This is a genomic window from uncultured Dysosmobacter sp. (assembly GCF_947631165.1).
In the GTDB taxonomy this organism is placed as follows: domain Bacteria; phylum Bacillota; class Clostridia; order Oscillospirales; family Oscillospiraceae; genus Oscillibacter.
This window is the reverse complement of record NZ_CANRKH010000021.1, coordinates 20397-35961: the sequence shown is the minus strand read 5'-3', so window position 1 is coordinate 35961 and position 15565 is coordinate 20397. Positions and strand designations below refer to the sequence as shown.

Sequence of the window (15565 nt, the reverse complement as noted above, 5' to 3'; positions counted from 1 at the left end):
TCTTGCAGAAAGGAAGTTTCCTCTTGAAGACAGGACTTGTTACTTTTTATCACATCCACCACTATGGGGCGCTGCTGCAGGCGGCGGCCACGGAGCGGGCGGTGGAGTCCCTGGGCCACGAGTGCGAGATCATCGACTACTTCGTGAATCAGGACAACAGCCTGTTCCGCCGCCCCACCGGCCTGGGCAGCGCCGCCGCGGACGCTCATACCGCCCTGCACTACCCGGCGCTCCAGGCCCGCTACCAGCGGTTCGAGAAATTTTCCCAGGACCATCTGCGCATCTCCCCCCGCCGCTATGAGAGCCTGGAGGAGCTGCGGACGACGAACCCGCCCTACGACGCCATCCTCGCCGGCAGCGACCAGATCTGGAATCCCCTGATCTTCCCCGACGGCCGGTTCGACCCGGTGTTTTTCGGGGCCTTTTCTGAAAAGCGGAAGATCGCCTACGCCCCCTCCTTCGGCACGCCTGTCATCCCCGAGGGCATGGAGGAGGAGCTGCGGAAATATCTCAGCCAGTTCTCCCACCTGTCCGTCCGAGAGAAGCAGGGGCAAAAGATCACAGCGGAGATCACCGGAAGAGAGGCGCCGGTGGTGCTGGACCCCACCCTGCTGCTGACGGCGGACCAGTGGCGGGCGGCGATCCATACCCCGGGGGGGTATTTGAATGTCAAAAAATATACCCCCGGGGGGTATATTCTCTGCTACTGCATCAGCAAGCCCGGGGCGCTGGCTCCTTACATCCGCACCTTCGCGGAGCGGAGCGGCATGCCCATCGTGCAGCTGTGCGGCGTCCGGCAGAAGGTCCATCCCAAGGCCCGCTGCGTGCTGGACGCCGGCCCGGCAGAATTTCTGGAGCTGTTTGCCAACGCCGCCTTCGTGTTTACCAATTCCTTCCACGGAACGGTGTTCTCCGTCCAGTTCCATGTCCCCTTCTTCACCGCGGTGTCCCCCAGGGAGCTGGCGGACCCGGAGACCTCCCGGACCTTCAGCATCCTGAGCCGCCTGGGCCTGACGGACCGGATCATCGGCGGCGGCAGCACCGCCGGTCTGGAGGACCAGATCGACTGGCAGGCCGTGGACGGTCGTTTGGCGGCGGAGCGGGCCGGGTCCCTGGACTATCTCCGCGCCGCCCTGGAAAATGCGCCCTATGAAAGCGCCCCGGCGGAGACCCGGGACGCGAAACAGGACGGGCCCCGGCTGGCGGACCACAGCCGCTGCACCGGCTGCACCGCCTGCGCCAGCGTCTGCCCCAAGGACGCTATCGCCATGGTTCGGGATCAGGAGGGCTTCTCCTATCCGGCGGCGGACCTGGACAAGTGCGTCCGCTGCGGCCGCTGCACCGCCGCTTGTCCGGCTCTGAAACAGCGGCCCCGGGCGCCCCTGCCCGCCGCCTTCGCCGCCTGGAACCGCAATGACGAGATCCGGCGGGACTCCACCTCCGGCGGCGTATTCACCGCCCTGGCGGACTACGTGCTGGAATCCGGCGGCGTGGTGTTCGGCGCCGCCATGGACGGCAAACAGCGCCTGCGGCACGTGGCCTGCTTCCGCAAAGAGGATCTGTGGCGGCTGCGGGGGGCCAAATACGTCCAGAGCGACCTGGGCGAGACCTTCCGGGAGGTGCGGGCCGCCCTGAACATGGGCCGGGACGTGCTGTTTTCCGGGACCCCCTGCCAGGTGGACGGCCTTTACAGCTTTTTGGGCTGCCGCCCGGAAAAGCTGACCACCTGCGACCTGGTGTGCCATGGCGTTCCCTCCCCCGGCGTGTGGGAGGACATGGCCCGGTCCATCGAGGCCCAAAAGGGGAAGGGATTGCAGGCGGTGCGGTTCCGCAACAAGGTGACCGGCTGGAAGGACAGCCACTTCACCACCATCTATGACGACGGCACCGTGGACACCGCGCCCCTGTTTTCCACAGAGTATGGCCGGGCCTTCGGCCGGTCCCTGTTCCTGCGGCCCAGCTGCCACCGGTGCGCCTATACCAACCTGAACCGCCCCGGCGACTTCACCCTGGGGGACTTCTGGGGTCTGAAGCCGGAGGAACTGCCGGAGCAGCAGCAAAAGGGCGTGAGCCTGCTGCTGGTGAACACCGCCCACGGCAGCCACATCTTCGACCAGCTCCCCCTGAGCCGCCAGGCCTTTCCCGTGGAACGGGCTGTGGCGGGCAATCCCCGGCTGGCCAGCCCCATCGCCCCGGCACCAGACCGGACGGCCTTTTTCGCCGCCTATGCGCTGGAGCCTTTCGGACAGGTGCGGAAGCGGTTCTTCCGGCTGCCGCCCCTACCGGTACGGGCGGCGGGCAAGGTGCTCTCCCCGGAGATCAAGGCCAAGATACGGGCAAAATTGCGGTAAATCTGTTGCAAGAGCAACTGTTTTCTGGCTGAAATTCCGGTATCATGGGATCATCTTCAAAAAGAATGTGAGGTTGCAGCATGAAACAGTACGAATGCAAGCCCTGCGGCTATATTTATGACGAGGCTGCCGGCGATCCCGACAACGGCATCGCTCCCGGCACCAAGTGGGAGGATCTGCCTGAGGATTGGGTCTGCCCCATCTGCGGCATGGGCAAGGACGAGTTCGAGCCGGTCTGAGTCAGCGAAAAAGCATAACAAAACAGCGGGACGGCGATGCCGTCCCGCTGTTTTGTTATGTTTGTAAAAAGTACCCGCCCGGCGGAGCCGGACGGGTGCGGAGAAGTCAGGGACGGGAGACGCGGTTTTTCAGAGCGGGGATGTTATCCAGCACACGCAGCAGCAGAATGCCCAGGATGAAACAGACCAGGGCCTCCCCCAGGCCCACGGTGAAAGCGTTCAGGGCGTAGGCAGGCCAGAACGCGCCGCCGTCCTGCGTCACGAACCAGGCGATCTCTGCCCCCACGATAACAGCATTGCAGACCACCGGCGGCACCGCCGCCAGCCACTTGTTAGGCATCCGGCGGGTCCAGAGGGCCGCCAGCAGGGTCGCCAGCGTACCGAAGATCCAGTCCAGCACGATGGGGGACCCCAGGAAATTGGCCAGGAAGCAGCCCACCACCAGGCCGGGGATGGCCTCCGGGAACAGGAAGGGCAGCAGAGTCATGGCCTCAGCCACGCGGAACTGAACGCCCAGGTACTGGGGGATGGGCAGCAGCAGGGTCAAAGCGGCGTAAACGGCGGCGATGACGGCGGCGGTGGTGAGCTGGTGGACGGTGAATTTGGATCTGGACATGAGAAAAGACCTCCTTTTGATGATGTGGAGGTCTTTTTTGCAAAACAGCAAAAACGCGCAGGATAAGGCCCGCGCAGCCTCCATTTTTTTGTTTAGAGAACGATGCCCCATCTGGTGCATCGAACGAACGCCGTTTCCGGCGCTTGGACAGGGAGATGGCACCTGTCGAGACCAACTATACCACAGAATCCCGGCAAACGCAAGAGGGAAATGGGGCTGTCCGGAGCCTTTTCCCGGTCTTTCGGCACTTGGATAAAAAGCGGAAATTTTACGGTTTTTTGAAGAATATCTTCGTCCGGCACCGTATAATAGGTGTCATCCTGTTTCCTGATAAAAAACTTAGAAAAATTTTTTATTGCGGCGCATTGCGCCGCCGCGCCTACGCCGCGCAGGAAAAGTATGGACTTTCATCACAGGCGGCTTCGCCGCCGGGGCCGCTTATGCGGCCCCAATAAAACAAGAAAATTGTTTTATGAGTGATTCGTATCAGGCAACGAAAGGAGGTGGCGGCAGACCGTGGCAAGCATGACGAAAGAAGCCTTTTCGCTCCTGGTGGAGCAATATGAGCATCTGGTGTACACCATCTGCTTTCAACTGGTCCGGGACGCCGCTGCCGCCGAGGATCTGACCCAGGAGACCTTTCTCTCCGCCTACCTCCACCGGGACGCCATTCCCACGGGCTATGAGCGGCAATGGCTGGGGCGCATCGCCGCCAACAAGGCCAAGGACCACCTGCAAAGCGCCTGGAGCCGCCGGGCGGTGCTGCCGGGAGACGAAGCGCTGGCGGCGGGGCTGTCGCCCCCTGCCGAGGAGCTGGCTCTGTCCGGCTTGGGCGAGGCGGATATCCGGGCGGCCATCGAAGCGCTGCGGGAGCCGTACCGACCGGTCTGCCGCTTGTGCCTGCTGGAGGAGCGGTCGCCGGAGGAGGCGGCCCTGGCCCTGGGCAGACCGGTGAAAACGATACACACCCAGCTGGCCCGCGGAAAGCGGCTGCTGCGGGAACGATTGGAAGGGAGGGAACAGCATGGAGATCTTCCGTGAGGACGGACATTTGACAGAAGAAGCTCTGGCGGCCCTGGCGCAGGGAGCCGCCTTGGAAGAAACGGCCCGTCTGGAGCTGGCGGAGCATCTGGCCTTCTGCGACCGGTGTCTCCAGCGGTACACGGAGCTGCTGGCAGAAACGCCGCTGCTAACGCCAGGGCGGTCCTGCAGGGAGAGCCTGTGGGCCAGGGTCCGGGCCAGGACTTTGCGGCTCGTCACCAACCGGTACGCCGCGGCGGCCGCCGCCGTGGCGCTGGCCCTGACCATGGTGTGGGGCAGCCGGGGCATAGAGCTGCCCCAGCGGATCGTACTCCCCCGGCCCTCCATCTCTCAGGAGCTGCGGACCTGGCCTGCGAAATGGAACGATTCCCTGGACGGTGCCGTGTCCGGATTGAATGATTTTTTGAATGGGCGGGAAACGCCAGTACAAGGAGGAATGGACTCATGAAACGTAAAGGTGGACTTTCGCTGTTCATCACATCCTGCATCCCCGGGTGCGGACAGATGCATCAGGGCTATATGAAGCGGGGCGTATCCCTGCTGACCGCTTTCTGCGGCGTGTTTTTCCTGGCGGTATTCCTGGAGGTCGGCGCGCTGTCGGTGCTGTGCCTGCCGCTGTGGCTGTATTCCTTTTTCGACAGCTACAACCTGCGGGGCCAGACCGACGCGGAGGCCGCCGCCAACCCCGACGCATACCTCTTCGGCCTCTCCGACATGGATGCGGAAAAGGCGGACCAACTGCTGCGGAAGCGCCACAGCCTCATTGGCTGGGGACTGGTGCTGCTGGGGATCTTCATGCTGTGGCAGCGGCTGGCCAACTGGTTGGCGGCCCTCTTCACTGAGATCTTCGGCTGGGACGGGAGTGTTTACTACTTCTTCCGCTACAACATTCCCCGGCTGGCGGTGACTGTCGGCATCATCGCCCTGGGCGTCTGGTTCATCCGGGGGCCCCAAAAAGTCAAGGGCGAGGACATCCCCAACTTCGTGCCGCCGGAGGAAACAGCGAACGGCGCGGCCCACGCAGCCAAGGAGCAGGCCGAAGCGAAACAGGAGGAAGCCCATGGGAACGACTGAATACGCCGCGCCGGAGGCGGCAGTCCGGCAGCGCCGGGTCGGGACCTTCACCCTGGGCGTGACGCTGGTGGCCGGCGGAGTGCTGATGGCCGTCAGCCTGCTGTGGCCCCGGCTGGACCTGAGTTGGGCGCTGAAGCTGTCCCCCGTCATCCTGATCCTGCTGGGCGCGGAGACCCTGCTGGCCGCCCGGAACGGCAGCCGCATCAAGTATGACTGGGCCGGGATGCTGCTGTGCTTCCTCCTCACCGGGGCGGCGCTGTGTATGTACGTTGGAACATGGTGCGTGACCAACTGGCTGGATCTTCAGCGCTATGACGATCCTTCTGAAAGCTTTTGGATCGAGGGCGGCGTCTATGAGGGCAGCCGCAGCGGCGATGAGAACGGCCTTTTGCTGGATTACACGAATTTCAATGGCAGAGTGTGCCATATCCTGGAGCTGGAGGCTGGAGACACGGTCCAGTGGGAGGCCGTCAATCAGCAGGGCAGTGTGGACCTGGATATCATCGGTGCGGCAGAGCGGGAGGTCCTCTATACCGGCCGGAATATGCCGGACGGGACCTATTCCGCAGCTGCTCCCAGGGATGGACAATATGAGGTGTGGGTCACCGGCCACCATGCGGCGGGCAGCGTCCATGTCCAAAAAGCGGAATAACATCAAGGCCACCCCTTTCAGGGGTGGCCTTGATGTTATTGATTTTGCTGCGGAGGCGCTGGGCCGGCGGCGATGTCGGGCCATTCCGCCTTACACCAATGCCGCCAGCATCCAGACCAATCCGATCCCCGCCGCGGCCCCGCCGGATCACTGATCCGGCGAGGACCCCGTGTTTGGACTCAAATGGGCAGGCAAAGCCCACCCATTTCAAGGTTTTGCCCGCCGGGCAAAACGCTTGACGCCGCTTCCGCGGCGAAGGGCGCTGGGCCGGCGGCGATACCGGCCATTCCGCCTTACACCAATGCCGCCAGCATCCAGACCAATCCGATCCCCGCCGCGCCCATGAGGGTGTACACCGCCGGGGACAGCTCCCGCCACATGCGGCTGAAGCGGCCGTGGTCTCCGCCCGCGTAGTTCCGGGCGACCCGGCGGGCCTCCTCCACCAGTTCCTTAGCTGTAACGCCCTCTCCGGCGGCGTCGTTCCGCACAATAAAGATCGCCTGCTCAAAAAACCGCTGGTCCGGGGAATCCACCACCACGACCCGCCTGGAAATACCTTTCACCATTGTCGGTCTCCTCCTGTTGTTGATGGTCTCATTGTGCCGCGGGAGAAGGATTTTTATACCGCCGTCACACCTTTTTTATCCCCTCCGCCGGGCGGTAGAGCACCTGGATGCCGCAGTCGTCCTGAAGGCGCTCCCGGCGGACGCTCTCCGCCAGGAGCAGCCCCGCCAGGGCCTGAGGGTCCTCCCCCTCCCAGCCCGCCAGCAGGTCCTGGAGCCACTCGTCCCGCCCCGGGTCCGCCACGCCGTCGCTGATCATCACCACAAAGCCGCCGGGGGCCAGCTCCACCTTGGTCACGTCCGGCGAGGCCGGCGCGCCCCGCAGGCCCACCGGCAGGCTGCCGCCGGTGATCCGCCGGACGGCGCCCCCCTTTTTCAGGTAGCTGGGGGCCGCGCCGTACTTATAAAACACCGTCTCCCCGGTGGCGGGGTCCAGCACGCACAGATCCACGGTGGTGAAGCTGCCGGTCTCCGCCCCTCGGAGGGCCATGGCGGCGTTGAGGGTCTTCAAAGCCGCCTCCGGCTCGATGCCCGCCTCCAGAAACTGGCGCAGCAAGCGGCAGGTGAGGGCGGATTCCCGCCGGGCCGGTTCGCCGCTGCCCATACCGTCGGCCAACAGCAGGCACCAACGGCCCGTCTCCGTCTGAAAGGACATCACCGTATCTCCGCAGACCGTCTCCCCTTCCCGGGGCCGCAGGGCGGCGCCCACTTGGCAGGCGAAGTCCGCCTCTCCCGCCGTGGCCGCCGCCTCTCCCAGGCCCGCGGCGGTGGCAGTCAACAGCTCGCTGAGCTGGGCGTACTGTCCCCGGGCGCTGCGGCGGGTCTCCTCCAGCTGGCGGCGGTACTGCCGCCGCAGCAGATAGGCGGACAGCTCGCCGTTCACCGCCGTCAGAAGATCCGGCAGATGGACGCAGCGGTCCGTGAAGTAAGCGGGGAAATCCTTGGGCAGCGCTCGGCCCCGTTCCAGCAGATAAGGAGTCGCGTCGTTGAAGGCGTTGAAGGTGCCTGTGTACTCCCGCTGCCAGCACAGGCCGCACAGCGCGCAGCCCCGACACACCCGTTCCGCCGCCCGATCGAAGATGATGGCGGGGTTCTCATCTGTGGAGGGCGTGCGGCCCATGCTGTCGTACAGGTCCCGCAGCGCACGGGCCGCACGGTTCAGCCGTGCCTTCAGCTGGGCGCTGACGGCGGACTCTGGCAGCGGCTCCTGCTTCTTGATGCGCTTGCCGCCGAACAGCCGCCCCGGCAGCAGCAGGAATACCGCCATCCCTGCCGCGGATTCCAGCAGCAGCGGCTGAGCCAAAGGCTCCCGGGCAGGCAGCAGCGCCGCCAGAGACGCCAGCAGGAAAGCTCCCGCCGCCCGGCTCCGGCGGCGTCCCGCCTGACTGCCGGCCAGCAGGCCTGCCAGCCCCAGTCCGGCAGTGAAAATACCGCCGCCCGTTCCAGCGCAGAGGTCCGCCGTCAGGCCGATCCCCAGGCCCGCCGCCGCGCCTGTCACGGCCCCTCGCTCATAGGCGGTATAGGCCAGCAGGACGCACAGCAGCATCCGTCCCAGGGAGAGGCCCAACAGCTCCAGGTCCGCCAGAGCCAGCAGCAGCGCCGCCGCCAGGAACAGCAGGCTGTCCGCCGGAAGGGGGCCGTCTTCCTCCGGCCGCAGCAGAGGCTGAAAGAACCAGGCGGCGGCCCCGGTAAGGCCTGCCGCCGCCAGGCAGGGGGTCAGCCGCTCCAGCGGGGCCAGGGATTCCACTACGTAAATGATATCCACCGCCAGGAACAGCCCCACCGCCGTACAGGCCAGCACCTTGGGCCGGGCCAGAGCGGGGCTGCCCCGAAAGGCAGTGGAGGCGGTGAGGAGCAGCACGCCCACCGCCGCCGCGGGCAGCGCCTCCGCGAAGTCCAAAAACAGCAGGGCTCCCAAGCCCAGGCCCGCCAAGGCGGCGGCTCCTTCAGCGCCCGGCCCCGCCGCCGCCACGAAGCCCAGGGCAAAGGGAACGTATCCCCCTGCCGTCCGGCTGGCCGTCAGCGCCGCCGCCAGAAAAAAGCGGATGCCAGCCGCCATCCACCAGGCGGAGCGCTTCCATGTGATCTGACCGTGTTCCACAGCCTGTCCCTCCCAAAGGTGTGATTTTACACCATTTTACAGGCTGTGACGGAAAAATCCCGTCGGGAAAAGAAACCGCGTCTTTTCCCGCGTCTTTCAACATGGAAACCGCCGCCGTCCCAAGCTGAGACGGCGGCGGTTCAGCGCTGCGATGTCCGGTATGTCCCGTCAGACCGGCAGTTCCATCCTCTCTCCCGGTCCCATGTCCATCCTCCGATCTGCCCAAAAGGCGTCCTCTAGGATCGCTCCCGCAGGCTGTCGCTGAAGCGTTTCAGCTCTTCTTCGATCGTTTCCGGCAGGCAATTGTACGCAGTCTGGTCGATAGCGCCCTGCAGCGCGTATAGATGCACCAGACAGACATTGGGATACCGGATTTTCAGCCGCAAAAACGCCTCCATGCTCCCTGTCCGGGTCAATTCCTCCGCTGAGCGGATGCCGACCGACTCAAGCTTTCGGGCAAGCTCTTTTCCAACGTTGCACATGGAAGTCAGCTCCGCCATGATACCACGCCCTTTCCGTATCCTCAGTGAACAAAGGGTACTGTCTTTTGTGTTCAAACCGATTTTATCATATCGGCCCCGCCGCCGCAAGGCCCGGCGGCAAAGTCAGCCGCTTCCTGTGGACTTCCCAGAGATTTTATGATATGATAAATTGTATTTTTATGAGCAAAGGACGGTGTCCCATGCGGATCGGAACAGTCGAGATCAACTCCAAGCTGGCGCTGGCCCCCATGGCGGGGGTCACGGACGCGGCCTTCCGGCAGATCTGCGCCGAATTGGGCGCGGGATACACCGTTACGGAGCTGATCTCCTCCAAGGCGCTGTGCTACCACGACAAAAAGACTTTTTCCCTGCTGAAGCAGTTTCCCGGGGAGCATCCCGCCGCCGTGCAGATCTTCGGCAGCGACCCATCCTGCATGGCGGAGGCGGCCCAGATCGCCCTGGAGGCCTCCGGGGCGGACATTCTGGACATCAACATGGGCTGTCCCATGGGCAAGATCGTCAACAACGGCGACGGCGCGGCGCTGATGAAGGACCCGGAAAAGGCCGCCCGCATCGTGGAGGCGGTGGTGAAGGCCGTGGGGCCTGTGCCAGTGACCGCCAAATTTCGCCGGGGGTGGGACATGGGCAGTTGCAACTGCGTGGAATTCGCCCAGGCGCTGGAAGCGGCGGGGATCGCCGCCGTGGCGGTCCACGGCCGGACCCGCGCCCAAGTCTACGGCGGACAGGCGGACTGGAACTGCATCCGTCAGGTGAAGGAGGCGGTGTCTGTGCCGGTCATCGCCAACGGCGACATCTGGAAGCCGGAGGACGCCGCCCGCATCCTGCAGCACACTCAGGCGGACATGGCCATGATCGGCCGGGGCTGTTTCGGCAATCCCTGGCTGTTCCAGCAGGCCCAAGCAGCGCTGGAGGGGCGCCCCATCCCCCCTCTTCCCTGTCTGGCGGAGCGGTGCGACACCGCCGTGCGGCAGTTTGAGCTGGCGGCGGAGGCCAAGGGCGAGCGGGTCGCCGTCCTGGAGGCCCGGCGGCACTACTGCTGGTATCTCAAGGGTGTGCCCCATGCCGGCTTTTACAAGGAACAGATCGTGCGAATGAATACCCTGGAGGACGTATACCGGGTCACGAAGGGGATCAAGAGGGATTTGACATGAGCGACGAGCAGAAGTGGATCGACGCGGCCCGCCAGGGAGACCAGGACGCCTTCGGGGAGCTGGTGCGCTTATATGAGAAGCGGGTCCTGGCGCTGACGGCCCGGATGTGCGGGAATCCGGAGGACGGCGCCGAGGCCGCCCAAGAGGCATTCCTGGCCGCCTGGCAGGGACTGCCCTTTTTCCGGGGCGAGGCCAGTTTTTCCACCTGGCTGTACCGTCTGGCCTCCAACGCCGCCGTGGACCTGCTGCGGCGGGAGGGACGGCACCGGAACGCCGCCGCCCTCTCCCTCAATGATGAGAACATGAATCCGGACATCCCGGACCACTCCGCCCCCTCCCCCCAGGAGGCAGCGGAGCGGGCGGAGCTGCGCCGGCAGGTGGAGGAGGGCCTGGCGGCCCTGCCGCCGGAGTACCGGCAGGCGCTGGTGCTGCGGGAGCTGCACCAGCGGACCTATGACGAGATCGCCGCCATCCTGGACCTGGAGCTGGGGACGGTGAAGTCCCGCATCAGCCGGGGGCGGAAGCTGCTGCGAAAAATTTTGCTGGAAAGCGGGAACTTTTTTTCCGCCCCTGCGTCCAAAGAAAGTGAAAAGGAGGGCTGCATATGAAATATTGTGACGAATACGCGGCCCTGCTGGACCTGTACGTGGACGGCGAACTGGAAGCCGCGGACATGGCCCGCGTCCGGGATCACCTGGATATCTGCCCCGGCTGCCAGGCCTATGTGGACGACGCGCTGGCCCTGCGGGCCGCCTTTCCCACCGCGGAGGAGACGGAGGTGCCGGATGGCTTCGCGGACAATGTGATGGCCGCAGTGCGGGCCGCTGAAAAAGTGCCCCGGAAACGGCGCTGGAGGCAGCTTGCGGTCTCTCTTGCCGCCTGCTGCGCCATCGTGGCGCTGGTCCGGGGCGTGGGCTTCCAGGGCGGCTGGAAGGCGGAATCCGCCTCCCCGGCTATGGAGGCTGCCTGTACAGAAGCCCCTGCCAGCACGGAAGCCGCCGACACTGCCAGCGACAGCACCGGCGTCCAGAGCCTGTACGGGGCCTCTTACGACAACGCCATGGAAATCGTGGAGGCTGACAGAGAGCCGGAGGTGCCGGAGCCTGCCATGCGGTTCACCGGGCAGAACGCCCCCGCCGAGGATGCTCAGCAGAAAGCCGCACCGGAGGAGCCAGCGGCTGCGCCCCAGGTTACCGCGGCGGATGAACCGGCAGCCGCGCCGGAAGAGCTGGACGCCGCGCTGGAATCGCCGGAAGAGGCGGCGGCTTGGGCCGAATACGAGAATGTGGTGTTTGCCGCCACCGCCCGCCTCACCGCGGAGCAGGCAGGCAACTCTCTGGACGGCTTTGCCGGCAAGCCCTATTCCAACGCCCTCCAGCCGGAGATCACCGGCACCGGCTACGCCATGGAACAGGCGGACTTCCAGCGGCTCCTTCAGGAGCTGGGCTGCGCCCAGGAGCCGTCCCCCAGCCAGGAGGCCACTACGGAGCTTTGCTGCATCGTGGTCATCGATCCCGCCGCAGGCTAGGCAGCCAAATAAACGGCAATTGAAGAAGAGGGTCCCGGGCCGATGGCCCGGGACCCTGTTTTCGTTTACTTCGCCTGGCGCATGGACAGGCTGATGCGCTTCTTTTTCTCGTCCACATCCAGGACCAGGACCTTCACCACATCCCCTACGGAGACCACCTCTGAGGGATGCTTGATAAACTTGTCCGCCACCTGGGAGATATGCACCAGACCGTCCTGGTGGACGCCAATGTCCACGAACACGCCGAAGTCGATGACATTGCGGACGGTGCCGGTCAGCACCATGCCGGGTTTCAGATCCTTTATCTCCAGCACGTCGGTGCGGAGGATGGGCTGGGGCAGGTCCTCCCGGATATCCCGGCCGGGCTTCAGCAGCTCGCTCACCACGTCCCGCAGGGTGGGAACGCCCACGCCGATGGCCTGGGCGGCCTTTTCCTCGCCGTAAGCCTTTACCTGGGCGGGCAGGTCCTGGAGCTTCCCCGCCTTCACATCCGCCAGGGCGTGGCCCGTCAGCTCCAGAAGCTGCCTGGCCGCGTCATAGCTCTCCGGGTGGACGGCGGTGTTGTCCAGCGCGCTTTTGCTCTCCGGGACCCGCAGGAAACCCGCGCACTGCTGAAAGGCCTTGGGGCCTAATTTCGGCACCTTTTTCAGCTGGCTCCGGGAGGTGAAGGGACCGTTTTCCTCCCGGTAAGCCACGATGTTTTTGGCGGTGGCTGCCGTCAGTCCAGAGACCCTTTGCAGCAGAGAGGGCGAGGCGGTGTTCACATCCACGCCCACGGCGTTCACGCAGTCCTCCACCACGCCGCCCAGGGCCTCGTCCAGCCGCTTTGGGGGCATGTCGTGCTGGTACTGGCCCACGCCGATGGCCTTGGGGTCGATCTTCACCAGCTCCGCCAGAGGGTCCTGGAGGCGGCGGGCGATGGACACGGCGGAGCGGAGGTTCACGTCGTACTGAGGAAATTCCTCCGCCGCCAGCGGGCTTGCGGAGTAGACGGAGGCCCCAGCCTCGGAGACGATCATGTAGCTGACCTGGTATCCGGCGGCGGAGACCTGACGGATCAGCTCCACAGCCATCTGCTCCGTCTCCCGGCTGGCTGTGCCATTGCCGATGGCGATGTGCTCCACGCCGTGCTTTTTGACGAGCCTGGACAACGCGGCGATGGCCTCGTTTTTCTGGCGCTCGCCGTAGGTGGGATAGACCACGGCGGTGTCCAGGACCTTGCCGGTGCCGTCCACCACAGCCACTTTACAGCCCATACGGTAGCCGGGGTCCAGGCCCATGGTGACCTTGCCCTTGACAGGGGGCTGCATCAGCAGGGGCCGCAGGTTCAGGGCGAATTGGCCGATGGCCCCCTCGCTGGCGGTCTCTGTCAAGGCGGAGCGGGCCTCCCGCTCCAGGGAGGGGAACAGCAGGCGGTCGTAGGCGTCCTCCGCCGCGGCCTTGATGAACTCCATAGCGGCGCTGCCGGGCACCACCACATGGCGGCGGACGGTGCGCAGGGCCAGATCCCGGTCCAGCTGGATGGAGACCTTTAATTTCTCCTCCTTCTCTCCCCGGTTGACGGCCAGGATCTGGTGGCCCTGGAGCCGGGAGAGGGGCTGGGAGAAATCGTAGTACAGGCGATAGACGGTGTCCTCTTCTGTGGCGGCGGCGCTGACCAGGCGGCCGTTTTTCATCAGCAGCTCCCGCAGCTTCTTCCGCAGGTCCGCGTCGTCGCTGATCTGTTCGGCAATGATGTCGGAGGCCCCCGCCAGAGCGTCCTCCGCCGTCTCTACGCCTTTTTCTCCGTCGATATAGTTGGCCGCTTCCGTCAGCGGGTCCGGGCAATCCGGCCCCTGGGCGAAGAGGACCGCCGCCAGCGGCTCCAGGCCCTTTTCCCGGGCCACGGTGGCCCGGGTGCGGCGCTTTTGCTTATAGGGGCGGTACAGGTCCTCCACCTCTGCCAAGGTCTTCGCGCCGTCGATGGCTTGTGAAAGCTCCTCCGTCAGCTTGCCCTGCTCCTCAATGGCCTTTTTCACAGCCTCCCGGCGGTCCTGGAGGCCCCGGAGGTAGGCCAGCCGCTCCTCCAGGGTCCGGAGAGACGTGTCGTCCATGGCCCCATGCAGCTCCTTGCGGTAGCGGGCAATGAAGGGGATGGTGTTGCCCTCGTCCAGCAGCCGGACCACATTTTCCACGTGCTGGACGGGTTTTTGAAGTTCCTGTGCCAGTTGTTCGATGATATCCATAGTGCTTCCTTTCTGATGAGGTGGTAAGGGGATACAGAGAACACGGAAGAGGCAGGCGATGCCAAAGGCCCCTGCTCACGCTTGTTTTTTCCGCCGTCTCGCCGGCTTCGCCGAACAGGCGGCGGCTTTTCCGGCGGAAAGTCCTTTTTCCACATTTACAGGCCCTTCCGGCCCCGGCAAACCATTCGTTCCTGTTCAAAGAAACAGCAAGTTATTATACCATATTTCTCCGGGGCCATAAAGTCCGAATTTACCTTTTCGGTGAAAAGAGCGCGGCGCCCACTATGGGGACGCCGCGCTCTTTATATATGCTTATTCAGGATCCGTACGCCGGCAATATGCGCTCAGTCCTGATGATCCACGCTGTACATGTAGGCCATCAGATCCAGCAGTTTGTTGCTGTAGCCCCACTCGTTGTCGTACCAGGCGATGAGCTTGACAAAGTCATCATCCAGCATGATGCCCGCTGTCTCGTCAAAGATACAAGTCTCGGAAAAACCGGTGAGGTCGGAGGAGACCACCTGGTCATTGGTGCAGGTAATGATGCCTTTCATGCTGTTCCGGGCCGCGTTCTCCATGGCAACGCACACGTCGTGATAGCTGGCGGGACTGACCAGCCGGGCGGTCAGGTCCACCACGGACACGTCGTTGGTAGGGACCCGGAAGCTCATGCCGGTCATGCGGCCCTTCAGCTCGGGGATGACCTGGCCCACCGCCTTGGCCGCGCCGGTGGAGGAGGGGATGATATTGCCCATCACGCTGCGGCCCGTCCGCCAGTCCCGGCCAGCCCGGGAGTCCACCGCCTTCTGCTTGGCGGTAGCGGCGTGGATCGTGCTCATCAGCGCCTGCTTGATGCCGAAGGTGTCGTGGATGACCTTGGTCATGGGCGCCAGACAGTTGGTGGTGCAGGATGCGTTGGAGACCACGTTCATATCCGGCGTGTACAGTTTGTGATTCACTCCCATGACAAAGGTGGGCATCACATCGTCCTTGGAGGGTGCGGAGAGGATGACCTTCTTCGCGCCGCCGTTCAGATGGACGCTGGCTTTCTCCATGGTGTTGTAGGCGCCGGTGGACTCGATGATGTACTCCGCGCCGCAGTCGTCCCAGGGGATCTGAGAGGCGTCGCTCTCGCTGTAGACCCGGATCTTCTTGCCGTTGATGATCAGGTGCCGCTCGTCATGTTCCACGCTGCCGGTAAAGGTGCGGAACACGGAGTCGTATTTCACCTGATAGACCATATAATCCAGATCCGCGCTGCGCAGATTGATGCCGCAGATCTGATAGCTGCTGGAGCCGCGCTCCACCATGATGCGCAGGGCAACCCGCCCGATACGGCCGAAGCCGTTGATACCTACCTTGATCGCCATGTATGTACCCCTTCCTGTTCTTCCGTCGGAGCGTCCGGCGGATCCTCTGTCCATTATAACAGCTTTCAGGAAAAGTTAAATTGCTGTTGCGTAAAATTACGCATTACTTTTTCACGTTTTCTTGGCATTTTTGCACAGGCAAAAAAACAGG

17 protein-coding genes are annotated in these 15565 nt (G+C 64.2%); 11 read left to right on the top strand and 6 right to left on the bottom strand.

The features are described from left to right. Positions 1–23 precede the first annotated feature (23 nt). Together Q0Z69_RS10995 and rd are read left to right on the top strand one after the other, a co-directional pair. Positions 24–2351 carry a polysaccharide pyruvyl transferase family protein gene (locus Q0Z69_RS10995; RefSeq protein WP_298033331.1) on the top strand — a complete coding sequence of 776 codons (2328 nt, stop codon included), beginning with the start codon at positions 24–26 and terminating at the stop codon, positions 2349–2351. Positions 2352–2431: 80 nt separating this feature from the next. Next, positions 2432–2590, top strand: coding sequence for a rubredoxin (gene rd, locus Q0Z69_RS10990; RefSeq protein ID WP_298033329.1), 159 nt, complete (start codon positions 2432–2434; stop codon positions 2588–2590). 106 nt (positions 2591–2696) lie between these two features. On the opposite strand, the gene Q0Z69_RS10985 is transcribed toward rd, so the two are convergent. Continuing rightward, complete coding sequence (locus tag Q0Z69_RS10985) at positions 2697–3206, bottom strand: QueT transporter family protein (protein WP_298033328.1); 510 nt, start codon at positions 3204–3206, stop codon at positions 2697–2699. A 155-nt stretch (positions 3207–3361) separates the two neighbouring features. On the opposite strand from Q0Z69_RS10985, the gene Q0Z69_RS10980 reads away from it, so the two are divergent. The 6 genes from Q0Z69_RS10980 (at position 3362) to Q0Z69_RS10955 (ending at position 6127) form a co-directional block, all read left to right on the top strand. Further along, on the top strand, positions 3362–3661 hold the full coding sequence (locus Q0Z69_RS10980; RefSeq protein WP_298033326.1) for a hypothetical protein: 300 nt from the start codon (positions 3362–3364) through the stop codon (positions 3659–3661). A gap of 70 nt (positions 3662–3731) precedes the next feature. Next, on the top strand, positions 3732–4247 hold the full coding sequence (locus tag Q0Z69_RS10975) for an RNA polymerase sigma factor (RefSeq protein ID WP_298033362.1): 516 nt from the start codon (positions 3732–3734) through the stop codon (positions 4245–4247). After that, positions 4231–4695, top strand: coding sequence for a hypothetical protein (locus Q0Z69_RS10970; protein WP_298033323.1), 465 nt, complete (start codon positions 4231–4233; stop codon positions 4693–4695). The genes Q0Z69_RS10975 and Q0Z69_RS10970 overlap by 17 nt, the downstream gene beginning before the upstream one ends. Continuing rightward, a complete protein-coding gene (locus Q0Z69_RS10965) occupies positions 4692–5321 on the top strand; it encodes a hypothetical protein (RefSeq protein ID WP_298033321.1) in 630 nt (209 codons plus the stop codon). Before Q0Z69_RS10970 ends, Q0Z69_RS10965 begins: the two co-directional genes overlap by 4 nt. After that, positions 5308–5973 carry a hypothetical protein gene (locus Q0Z69_RS10960; RefSeq protein WP_298033318.1) on the top strand — a complete coding sequence of 222 codons (666 nt, stop codon included), beginning with the start codon at positions 5308–5310 and terminating at the stop codon, positions 5971–5973. Before Q0Z69_RS10965 ends, Q0Z69_RS10960 begins: the two co-directional genes overlap by 14 nt. Continuing rightward, positions 5954–6127, top strand: coding sequence for a hypothetical protein (locus Q0Z69_RS10955; protein WP_298033314.1), 174 nt, complete (start codon positions 5954–5956; stop codon positions 6125–6127). Before Q0Z69_RS10960 ends, Q0Z69_RS10955 begins: the two co-directional genes overlap by 20 nt. Positions 6128–6266: 139 nt before the next feature. On the opposite strand, the gene Q0Z69_RS10950 is transcribed toward Q0Z69_RS10955, so the two are convergent. The 3 genes from Q0Z69_RS10950 to Q0Z69_RS10940 all read right to left on the bottom strand — a co-directional run bounded on the left by Q0Z69_RS10950 (position 6267) and on the right by Q0Z69_RS10940 (position 9137). After that, positions 6267–6539, bottom strand: a complete 273-nt coding sequence (locus tag Q0Z69_RS10950; protein WP_298033311.1) for a hypothetical protein — start codon at positions 6537–6539, stop codon at positions 6267–6269. 64 nt (positions 6540–6603) lie between these two features. Continuing rightward, entirely contained in the window at positions 6604–8637 is a 2034-nt protein-coding gene (locus tag Q0Z69_RS10945; protein ID WP_298033308.1) for a SpoIIE family protein phosphatase, read from the bottom strand. A gap of 236 nt (positions 8638–8873) precedes the next feature. Continuing rightward, on the bottom strand, positions 8874–9137 hold the full coding sequence (locus Q0Z69_RS10940) for a TfoX/Sxy family DNA transformation protein (protein WP_298033306.1): 264 nt from the start codon (positions 9135–9137) through the stop codon (positions 8874–8876). 182 nt (positions 9138–9319) lie between these two features. Between Q0Z69_RS10940 and dusB the strand changes: the two genes are divergently transcribed. From dusB to Q0Z69_RS10925, 3 genes are read left to right on the top strand one after another with little or no spacing between them, the layout of a single operon-like run. Beyond that, positions 9320–10291 (top strand): tRNA dihydrouridine synthase DusB, encoded by a 972-nt coding sequence (gene dusB, locus Q0Z69_RS10935; protein WP_298033303.1) that lies wholly within the window; start codon positions 9320–9322, stop codon positions 10289–10291. After that, positions 10288–10899 carry an RNA polymerase sigma factor gene (locus tag Q0Z69_RS10930; protein ID WP_298033300.1) on the top strand — a complete coding sequence of 204 codons (612 nt, stop codon included), beginning with the start codon at positions 10288–10290 and terminating at the stop codon, positions 10897–10899. Before dusB ends, Q0Z69_RS10930 begins: the two co-directional genes overlap by 4 nt. After that, the gene (locus tag Q0Z69_RS10925; protein WP_298033298.1) at positions 10896–11819 is read left to right on the top strand and encodes an anti-sigma factor; all 924 of its coding nucleotides are present in this window, start codon (positions 10896–10898) and stop codon (positions 11817–11819) included. The genes Q0Z69_RS10930 and Q0Z69_RS10925 overlap by 4 nt, the downstream gene beginning before the upstream one ends. Before the next feature lie 65 nt (positions 11820–11884). Here the strand turns inward: Q0Z69_RS10925 and Q0Z69_RS10920 are convergent, their stop codons facing one another. Beyond that, on the bottom strand, positions 11885–14044 hold the full coding sequence (locus Q0Z69_RS10920; protein ID WP_298033295.1) for a Tex family protein: 2160 nt from the start codon (positions 14042–14044) through the stop codon (positions 11885–11887). A gap of 344 nt (positions 14045–14388) precedes the next feature. After that, a complete protein-coding gene (gene gap, locus Q0Z69_RS10915; RefSeq protein ID WP_298033291.1) occupies positions 14389–15414 on the bottom strand; it encodes a type I glyceraldehyde-3-phosphate dehydrogenase in 1026 nt (341 codons plus the stop codon). Positions 15415–15565: the final 151 nt, after the last annotated feature.